The 7,556-nt window shown below is 71.5% G+C and carries 7 protein-coding genes; 4 read left to right on the plus strand and 3 right to left on the minus strand.

The features are described 5' to 3' along the window. Positions 1-421: 421 nt before the first annotated feature. Positions 422-826: a DUF5318 domain-containing protein gene (locus AB0G02_RS09630; RefSeq protein WP_360791925.1), complete on the minus strand. Its 405-nt coding sequence runs from the start codon at positions 824-826 to the stop codon at positions 422-424. 168 nt (positions 827-994) lie between these two features. On the opposite strand from AB0G02_RS09630, the gene AB0G02_RS09635 reads away from it, so the two are divergent. Beyond that, on the plus strand, positions 995-1,549 hold the full coding sequence (locus AB0G02_RS09635; protein ID WP_360791928.1) for a PadR family transcriptional regulator: 555 nt from the start codon (positions 995-997) through the stop codon (positions 1,547-1,549). Between the two features lie 41 nt (positions 1,550-1,590). After that, positions 1,591-2,682 carry an inositol-3-phosphate synthase gene (locus AB0G02_RS09640; protein WP_360791931.1) on the plus strand — a complete coding sequence of 364 codons (1,092 nt, stop codon included), beginning with the start codon at positions 1,591-1,593 and terminating at the stop codon, positions 2,680-2,682. A 98-nt stretch (positions 2,683-2,780) separates the two neighbouring features. Here AB0G02_RS09640 and AB0G02_RS09645 read toward each other — a convergent pair whose 3' ends face one another. Next, positions 2,781-3,509: an SDR family oxidoreductase gene (locus tag AB0G02_RS09645; RefSeq protein ID WP_360791934.1), complete on the minus strand. Its 729-nt coding sequence runs from the start codon at positions 3,507-3,509 to the stop codon at positions 2,781-2,783. A 10-nt stretch (positions 3,510-3,519) separates the two neighbouring features. Then, positions 3,520-4,161, minus strand: a complete 642-nt coding sequence (locus AB0G02_RS09650; RefSeq protein ID WP_360791936.1) for an HAD family phosphatase — start codon at positions 4,159-4,161, stop codon at positions 3,520-3,522. Positions 4,162-4,226: 65 nt separating this feature from the next. Here AB0G02_RS09650 and AB0G02_RS09655 point away from each other — a divergent pair, with 65 nt between their 5' ends. Beyond that, positions 4,227-5,387, plus strand: a complete 1,161-nt coding sequence (locus AB0G02_RS09655) for an MFS transporter (RefSeq protein WP_360791939.1) — start codon at positions 4,227-4,229, stop codon at positions 5,385-5,387. Positions 5,388-5,450: 63 nt separating this feature from the next. Next, positions 5,451-7,445 (plus strand): PhoX family phosphatase, encoded by a 1,995-nt coding sequence (locus tag AB0G02_RS09660; RefSeq protein ID WP_360791942.1) that lies wholly within the window; start codon positions 5,451-5,453, stop codon positions 7,443-7,445. Positions 7,446-7,556: the final 111 nt, after the last annotated feature.

A 7,556-nucleotide genomic window follows, 5' to 3' on the forward strand; every position in this document is an offset into this window, starting at 1 on the left:
CGACCGGTCGGCGTGGCGGCTGACCACCGCGCGGTACGCCGCCGGGTGGGATGCCGCCTGCCTGGGGCACGCCTCCGGGAGGCGTGCCACCTGCCTGGGGTACGCCGGGTGGCGGGCCGCCGGGACGGGAGAACCCGCCCGGTGGGGTGCCGTGCCGGGGCGCGGGGCCGTCCATCGGAGCGCGCGCGAAACCACCTGGTGGGGTGTTCGGACGCTCCGGCTGATCCCCGGCGCCGTGCCGCGGGGGGTGCGCGCCGCCGTCCGGGTCCTCCCCGGTCGGCCACTGCGGCTCCGCGCCACGATGCCTGTCGTCATGCTGGTCGTTCACGAAATGGCCTCCCAGACCGGCGTGCCTGTGCACGCGGTTCGGTGGTCGTACGCCGCTGCTCCTCGCCGGAGCGGCGCCCGCGGTCGGAGCGGTTCACTCCGCCGCGGTCCTCCTGCGTGGCTTGCGAGAGTTCAGGCCACGCGTTCCCAGGACGTATGACTGCACCAGGTGGTTCCAACTACATGTGCGGCAAACCTCGACCACGTACACGGTGAACTCCTCGAAGAGGGTCGCCATGCGGGCCAGCTCGTCGACGGTGCGCGCGGACCCGGCCGCGTGCTTGAGCTCGTCGCCGTAGACCCAGGACACGTGGGTGAGCGGCTCCTTGCGGCACACCGGGCACGTCACGTCGCTCGGCTGACCGTGGAACTTCGCAGCTCGCAGCAGGTACGGGCTGGCGTCGCAGACCTCCATCGTGCCCACTCGGCCCGCGTAGACCTCCGCCAGCAGCGCACGGCGCTGCAAGGCGTAGTCCACGACCTGGCGTTGGGTCGACACGCGACCAGAGTACGTGGCGCCCCAACCCCGGCGATGGGCCGTTCAGGGCAGTGGACCGAAGGAAGGGGTCGGCTGTGGGCCACGCGACACTGCGACGAGGTGCACGGATGTATCGCACCGATATACTGACCGCACCCATCGGCGCTCATGCGAGCGAGGAGGTGCTCCGTGCTGGAGTTCGCGGTTCTCGGCCTGCTGCACGAAGCGCCCATGCACGGCTACGAGCTGCGCAAGCGCTTGCACGAGCTGCTGGGTGCGTTCCGCGCGTTCTCCTACGGGACGCTGTACCCCACGTTGCGCAAGCTGCAACGCGGGGGCCTCATCGTCGAGGAAGTGCCCGAGGCCGACTCGGCCGACTCGGCCCGCTGGGGTCGACGGGCGCGCAAGGTGTACAAGCTCACCGCGGAGGGCAAGGAGAGGTTCGCCGAACTGCTGGCCAACGCCGGCCCCCAGACCTGGGACGACGACTCGTTCGGCGTCCACCTGGCGTTCTTCTCCAGGACCCCGGCCGAGATCAGGATGCGCATCCTCGAAGGCCGCCGCCGCCGCGTCGAAGAGCGCCGTGAAGGGCTGCGCACCTCGTTATCGGCTACGAGCGAGCGCATCGACCGGTACACCCGGGAGCTGCACCGGCTCGGGCTGGAGAGCACCGAGCGCGAAGTGCGGTGGTTGAACGAGCTGATCGCCCATGAACAGGCCGAACAGCGCGAGCGGGACCAATAACCCCCCGAATACGAGCACGGAAGAACTAAGGAGGACTCGGCATGGGCGACAACCGCCGCACCGTTCGAGTGGCCATCGTCGGGGTCGGCAACTGCGCGGCGTCGCTGGTGCAGGGTGTCCACTACTACCGCGATGCCGACCCGAGCACCCGCGTGCCCGGTCTGATGCACGTCCGGTTCGGCGACTACCACGTCAGCGACATCGAGTTCGTCGCCGCGTTCGACGTGGACGCCAAGAAGGTCGGCACGGACCTGTCCGAGGCCATCGGGGCGAGCGAGAACAACACGATCAAGATCGCCGACGTGCCGCCGCTGGGCGTCACCGTGCAGCGCGGGCACACGTTCGACGGCCTCGGCCGGTTCTACCGGGAGACCATCGAGGAGTCCGACGAGCAGCCGGTGGACGTGGCCCAGGCGCTGCGGGACGCCGAGGTCGACGTGCTGGTGTCGTACCTGCCCGTCGGCTCGGAGGAGGCGGACCGCTTCTACGCGCAGGCCGCCATCGACGCGGGCGTGGCGTTCGTCAACGCCCTGCCGGTGTTCATCGCCTCCGACCCGGAGTGGGCGGAGAAGTTCCGCGCGGCCGGCGTGCCGATCGTCGGTGACGACATCAAGTCGCAGGTCGGCGCCACCATCACGCACCGCGTGCTGGCCAAGCTGTTCGAGGACCGCGGCGTGCAGCTCGACCGCACGATGCAGCTCAACGTGGGCGGGAACATGGACTTCCTGAACATGAAGGAGCTGGAGCGGCTGGAGTCCAAGAAAGTCTCCAAGACGCAGGCCGTCACCTCGCAGGTCGACCGCGACCTGGGCAAGCGCAACGTCCACATCGGCCCGTCCGACTACGTGGCGTGGCTGGACGACCGCAAGTGGGCGTACGTGCGGCTGGAGGGCCGTGCGTTCGGCGACGTGCCGCTGAACCTGGAGTACAAGCTCGAGGTGTGGGACTCGCCGAACTCGGCGGGCATCATCATCGACGCGGTGCGCGCCGCGAAGATCGCGCTGGACCGGGGGATCGGCGGCCCGATCCTGTCCGCGTCGTCGTACTTCATGAAGTCCCCGCCCGTGCAGTACTCGGACTCCGAGGCGCACGAGGCGGTCGAGGCGTTCATCCGCGGCGACGTGGAGCGCTGACCCGCTCGTCCGCGGAAACCCCCTGCACCCCGGTCGGTGGTGCAGGGGGTTTCCGCTGTTCAGGGCGGTGTGCTCGGGGTTCGTGCGTCCGGGGGGCGTCAGCGCTTGGACAGGCGCAGCGACTGCCACGACCCGTCGGCGGTCCACCCGCCGTCCACCGGCAGGGCCACGCCGTTGACGAAGCCGCTGCGGCGGGAGTCGGCCAGGAACGCGACGGCCTGGGCGATGTCGTCCGGCGTGGCGAACCGGCCCTGCGGCACGTGGTCGGTGATGTCGGCGTCGCCGTAGTGCCCGCCGGCCTGCGACTCGACGTCCATCTCGGTCTTCACCCAGCCGGGGCACACCGCGTTGACCCGCACCCCGCGCCCGCCCCACTCCACGGCGAGCGTGCGCGTCATCCCGATCAGGCCGTGCTTGGTGGTGTTGTAGGCGGCCCGGTCCGCGACACCGCGCAGCCCGGCCACCGACGCGATGTTGACCACCGCGCCCCGCCCGCGCGCCAGCATCAGCCGCCCGAGCGCCTGCGTGAGCAGGAACGGCCCGGTGAGGTTGACCGCGAGCATCCGGTGCCACAGCTCCGGTGACGTGTCCTCGAACGGCGCGATGCCCGCGATGCCCGCGTTGTTGACCAGCACGTCGACCTGGTCACCGACCCGTTCGACCAGCCTGGCCACGTCGTCGGGCGACGACACGTCACCGACCACGCCGCCCGGCGTCTCCGCGAGGTCGAACCCGACGACCTCGAACCCGTCCCCGCGCAACACCTCGGCCACCCGCGCCCCGATCCCCTGGGCCGCCCCGGTCACCACCGCAACTCGTCGCTCCATGGGCGCAACGCTAGGCGGTGGGCAGCGCCGCGGGCAGGTCGTGGAGTTCGCGCAGCACGGTGACGTGCGCCAGCACGGCCGGGTCGGGCGGGAAGTGGGGGTTCGGGACGGCGTAGACGGTCATGCCGGCGGCCAGGGCCGCGCGCAGGCCGTTGGTCGAGTCCTCGACCGCCGCGCTGCGTCCCGGGTCGACGCCCAGCTTCGAGGCGGCCAGCAGGTAGACGTCCGGCGCGGGCTTGCCCGCTCCCGCCTGCTCGCTGGACAGGGCCACCCGGACGACGTCGGTCAGGTCCGTCGCCGCCAGGAACGACTTGATCAGCACCGGCGGGGACGAGCTGGCGATGGCCACCGGGTAGCGGGACGCCACCTCGCGCACGACCTCGACCGCGCCGGGCAGGACGGGCGGGCCCTCGGCGTAGCGCTCGGCCATCTCCCCGATCACCCCGGACGCCGCCTCGGCCGGGGTCAGCCGGACGCCCACCTCGGTCACCAGGTAAGTCGCCCACTCGGGTGTGCTCATGCCCTGCATCGCCCGGGTCGCGGCGGGCAACCACGTGCCCCCGTGCCGGGCCGCGAAGGCCTGCCGCACCTCGTCCCACATCCGCTCGGAGTCCACCAGCACGCCGTCGAGGTCGAACACCACCGCATCCACACCCCAGACCGTAGTGTGAGCGCACTTACTTCGCTTAGCTAAGCAAAATCGGTTAGGGTGGCTAAGTGAATTTCCTCGACCAACCCCGTCAGGTGTGGGTCACGGCGTTCGCAGCGGTGATCGCGTTCATGGGCATCGGGCTCGTCGACCCCATCCTGCTGTCGATCGCCGAGGGCCTGCACGCCACACCGTCGCAGGTCACCCTGCTCTTCTCCTCCTACCTGGGCGTCCAGGTCGTCGCCATGCTCTTCACCGGCGTCGCGTCGGCCCGCTTCGGCGCCAAGCGCACGCTCGTCGGTGGCCTGGCCCTGATCGTCGTCGCCACCGCCCTGTGCGCGATGGCCGGCAGCATCGGCCAGCTCGTCGGCCTGCGCGCCGTCTGGGGCCTGGGCAACGCCTTCTTCATCGCCACCGCGCTGTCGGTCATCGTCGGCGCGGCCACCGGCGGCCAGAAGGGCGCGATCCTGCTCTACGAGGCCGCCCTGGGCCTCGGCCTGTCCGTCGGCCCGCTGCTGGGCGCGCTGCTGGGCAGCTTCTCCTGGCGCGGGCCGTTCATCGGCACCGCCGTGCTGATGGCCGTCGCGTTCGTTTTGTGCTCGGTCTTCCTCGCCAACGACAAGCCGCAGCACGAGATCCGCCTGCTCGACCCGCTGCGCGCGCTGCGCCACCCCGGCCTGCTGCGCACGGCGATCGGGTCCGCGCTCTACACGGCCGCGTTCTTCGCCGTGCTGGCCTGGTCGCCGTTCGTCCTGGGCTGGGGCGCGGTGCAGGTCGGTCTCGTGTTCTTCGGCTGGGGCGCGTGCGTCGCGGTGTCGAGCGTGTGGCTCGCGCCGCGCCTGGCCGACCGGTTCGGGGACCGGCCCACGACCATCGCCGCGGTGCTCGGGTTCGCGGTCCTGATGCTGGTCATGGCCGTGCCGAGCAAGCCGTTGCTGGTGGTCGCGGTGATCGTCAGCGGCATCGTGTCCGGCCTGCTCAACACCCTGTTCACCAGCACCGCCATGAGCGTCAGCCCGGCGCCGCGCCCGGTGGCGAGCGCGGGCTACAACTTCCTGCGCTGGCTCGGCGGCGCGCTGGCCGCGACGTTCGTCGGCCACCTCGCCCAGCCGTTCGTCGTCGCCGCCGCCTGCTGCGTGCTCGCCGCCGCGCTGCTGGCCGTCGGCCGCACGTCGCGGCACACCGTGCCGGCCGAAGCGGTTCTGGTCGGTGAAGAAACCGTAGGTTAACAAGGGGTGAACGAGCACCTACGGTCAGTGGACTAGCACTGACCGTAGGAGGCGTTCGACTTGGTGCGACACCTGCCCCTGCTGCCCAACCACTCCGCCGGCCGCGCCGCCGTCACCTGCGAGTACCGCTGTGGCGACGCGTGCTTCCACGAGGTCCCGAACACCTCGGGCAACCCCTACTTCGGTGACCTGGTCGACCGGCGCACCGCCCTCAAGGCGGGGCTCGTGGTCACCGCGCTGGGCGCCCTCGCCGGCAACGCGACCGTCGCGGCCGCCGAACCCCACCACCCCACCGGGTTGGACTTCGAGCCGGTCGAGCCGAACGCGGCGGACGCCGTCGTGGTGCCCGACGGCTACCGCCAGGAAGTCGTGATCCGCTGGGGTGACCCGCTGTTCCCCGACGCGCCGGAGTTCGACTTCGACCACCAGACCGCCGCCGCGCAGGCCCGGCAGTTCGGCTACAACTGCGACTTCGCCGCGCTGCTGCCGCTGGACGCGACCGGCCGGACGAACCTGCTGGTGACCAACCACGAGTACACCTCGGAGCGGTTCATGTTCCGCGGCTACGACGAGGCGAACCCCACGCGCGAGCAGGTCGAGGTCGCCTGGGCCGCGCACGGCCTGTCCGTCGTGCAGGTCCGGCAGTCCCGCGACGGCCGCCTCACCCCGCAGTTCTCCCGCCACAACCGCCGCATCACGGCCACCACGCCGTTCCGGGTGACCGGCCCGGCGGCCGGTTCCGACCTGCTCAAGACCTCCGCCGACCCGACCGGGACGCGGGTGCTGGGCACGATCAACAACTGCGCCGGCGGCGTCACGCCGTGGGGCACGGTCCTGTCCGGCGAGGAGAACTTCAACCAGTACTTCGCCAACGCGGAGGCGCTGGCCGACCCGCGCCTGGCCCGCTACGGCGTCGTCGGGGCGGCGTCGACCCGCAAGTGGGAGCGGTTCGACCAGCGGTTCGACCTGACCCGGGAGCCCAACGAGGTCAACCGGTTCGGCTGGATCGTCGAGATCGACCCGCTGGACCCCGACTCCACGCCCGTGAAGCACACCGCGCTGGGCCGCTTCAAGCACGAGTGCGCCAACGTCCGCCTCGCCGCCGACGGACGAGTGGTCGCCTACTCCGGTGATGACCAGCGGTTCGAGTACATCTACAAGTTCGTCTCCACGGGCAGGGTCCGCAAGGGCGACAGCAGGGCCGCCCGCCGGCACAACATGACCCTCTTGGACGACGGCACGCTCTACGTCGCCCGCTTCACCGGCGACAGCCCGCCCGGCGAGATCGACGGTTCCGGCCGGCTGCCCTCCGACGGCCGGTTCGACGGTCACGGCGAGTGGGTCCCGTTGGCGAGCGGCACCCGGTCGTTCGTGCCGGGGATGACCGCCGAGGAGGTCTACGTCTTCACCCGGATCGCCGCCGACAAGGTCGGCGCGACGAAGATGGACCGCCCCGAGGACATCCAGACCCACCCGCACACCGGTGTCGTTTACTGCGCGCTGAGCAACAACGTCGACCGGGGCAAGGAGGGCACCGAGGGCGCGACCGAGCCGAACCCGCGGGTGAACAACAAGCACGGGCAGGTGCTGGAGCTCACCGAGCGCGGCGGTGACGCCCTCGCGGTCGCGTTCTCCTGGAACCTCATGCTGGTGTGCGGCGACCCGGCGTCGCCGGACACGTACTTCGCGGGCTACGACAAGAGCCGCGTGTCCCCCATCTCCAGCCCGGACAACGTGGCGTTCGACCGGCACGGCAACCTGTGGATCGCCAGCGACTCGGCGCTGGCCCTCGACGGCAACAACGACGGCCTCTACGCCGTGCCCGTGTCCGGTCCCCAGCGCGGTCACCTCAAGGCGTTCCTCACCGTGCCGCGCGGTGCGGAGACGTGCGGGCCGGTGATCGGGGAGCGCGTCGTCACGGTGTGCGTGCAGCACCCCGGCGAGGTCGACGGCGCGAGCGCGGACAACCCGGCCTCGCACTGGCCCGACGGCGGCGACTCGCAACCGCGGCCGTCGGTGGTCGCGGTGTGGCGGGAGGGTCGCCGCATCGGTGAGTGAGCGCGCGGTCGTGGGGGGGGGCGGGGCGCCCCGCCCCGCCCCCCCCCGCGGGCGAACGCGCGAGCGGCGCAGGGGGCCCCCCCCCGGTAAGCGCAGCGGGACCACCCACAC

The organism is Actinosynnema sp. NPDC023658, assembly GCF_040639995.1.
Taxonomy (GTDB): domain Bacteria; phylum Actinomycetota; class Actinomycetes; order Mycobacteriales; family Pseudonocardiaceae; genus Actinosynnema.